Annotated in this window: 1 protein-coding gene; it reads left to right on the top strand. The window is 67.1% G+C overall.

Annotated elements, in window-relative coordinates; translation table 11 throughout:
* Window positions 1-3: 3 nt before the first annotated feature.
* A partial coding sequence (gene tuf, locus MKK49_RS10735) for an elongation factor Tu (protein WP_147709611.1) occupies window positions 4-1,193 on the top strand: 1,190 nt, incomplete at its 3' end.

Consider the following 1,193-nt stretch of genomic DNA (forward strand, 5'->3'; position numbering starts at 1 on the left):
ACGATGGCCAAAGAGAAATTCGCTCGTACGAAGCCGCACTGCAACATCGGCACGATCGGTCACGTGGACCACGGCAAGACGTCGCTGACGGCGGCGATCACGAAGGTCCTGGCCGAGACGGGCGGGGCGACGTTCACGGCCTACGACCAGATCGACAAGGCACCCGAGGAGAAGGCCCGCGGCATCACGATCTCGACGGCCCACGTCGAGTACGAGACCGCCAACCGCCACTACGCCCACGTCGACTGCCCCGGCCACGCCGATTACGTGAAGAACATGATCACGGGTGCCGCCCAGATGGACGGCGCGATCCTGGTGGTGTCGGCCGCCGACGGCCCGATGCCCCAGACCCGCGAGCACATCCTGCTCGCCCGCCAGGTCGGCGTGCCGGCGCTGGTGGTGTTCCTCAACAAGGTCGACCTCGTCGACGACGAGGAGCTCCTCGAGCTCGTCGAGATGGAGGTGCGCGAGCTCCTCTCCAAGTACGACTTCCCCGGCGACGACATCCCGATCACCAAGGGCTCGGCCAAGGTCGCCCTCGACAACGGCGACGCCAAGGTCGGCCACGACGCCGTCATCGCGCTGATGAAGACCGTGGACGACTACATCCCGCAGCCGGAGCGTCCCATCGACAAGCCGTTCCTGATGCCGATCGAGGACGTGTTCTCGATCTCGGGCCGCGGCACCGTGGTGACGGGTCGCGTCGAGCGCGGCATCGTCAAGGTCGGCGAGACCGTCGAGATCGTCGGCATCCGCGACACCCAGACCACCACGGTCACGGGCGTCGAGATGTTCCGCAAGCTGCTCGACCAGGGCCAGGCCGGCGACAACGTCGGCGTGCTCCTGCGCGGCACCAAGCGCGAGGACGTCGAGCGCGGCCAGGTCGTGTGCAAGCCGGGCTCGGTCAAGCCCCACACCAAGTTCAAGGCCGAGGCCTACATCCTCACCAAGGAAGAGGGCGGGCGCCACACCCCGTTCTTCACCAACTACCGCCCGCAATTCTACTTCCGCACCACGGACGTGACCGGCGTGTGCGTGCTCCCCGAGGGCACCGAGATGGTCATGCCCGGCGACAGCGTCACCATGGACGTCACCCTCATCGTCCCCGTCGCCATGGAAGAGAAGCTCCGCTTCGCCATCCGTGAAGGCGGACGCACCGTCGGCGCCGGCGTCGTCGCCGCCATCAACGAGTA

Origin of the sequence: Methylobacterium sp. J-090, assembly GCF_022829345.1 — a bacterium.
Classification (GTDB): Bacteria; Pseudomonadota; Alphaproteobacteria; order Rhizobiales; family Beijerinckiaceae; genus Methylobacterium.